The organism is Vibrio sp. YT-19(2023) (assembly GCF_033337395.1).
Map to the genome: position 1 here is coordinate 1 of NZ_JAWOQN010000715.1, position 616 is coordinate 616.

Here is a 616-nt window from a genome sequence, read left to right on the forward strand (position 1 = left end):
ATACAAAGCCACGTCGTTCTTCGTATCTCATGACCGTGTGTTCGTAGACTCGCTAGCAACGCGTATTATCGAAATTCGCGATGGCAAGATTTCAGACTTCAAAGGTACTTACTCTGAGTTCTTGAAATCTCGTGGCGTTGACGCGTAATCACTCATACAGCGCTTGAAAAGTAAAAGCCTCGCTATTTAGCGAGGCTTTTTTAATTGGTCTTAATCCTTAAACTGACCGGTTAGATACGCATATATGCCGACGACACCAAATGTAATGATCATTGAGAGCATAATGCCACTGGGCGTGAGCAAAAAATTCCACAGTTGGTCATTGTCCATAGTTCACATCCTTTGTGAATGAGCTGTAGTTAGCATCAATTAAAACAAGTGTTGTTATTGCTACAACAAACGTTGCTATTTCTGGCTTATATCGCTTAGTTAAGCCTTCATAACGTGATGATTTACTTATCCCAATCGTTATAAGTTTACACTAATCGGCGGTTTTGTAATGTGTTCTCGTTAACGAGATGCGCTTTCGCCTTTCACATCAAACTCAATCTTGTCCGCTCCGGTAAATACTTGGAATCGCAAACCTTTCGCACGCGCAATGGTCGTAATGCCAAAT

General features: G+C 41.4%; 1 pseudogene. It reads right to left on the reverse strand.

Annotated elements, in window-relative coordinates:
- Positions 1-510: 510 nt before the first annotated feature.
- Positions 511-616, reverse strand: a pseudogene (locus R7E78_RS28065) (sulfurtransferase FdhD); the annotation flags it as partial.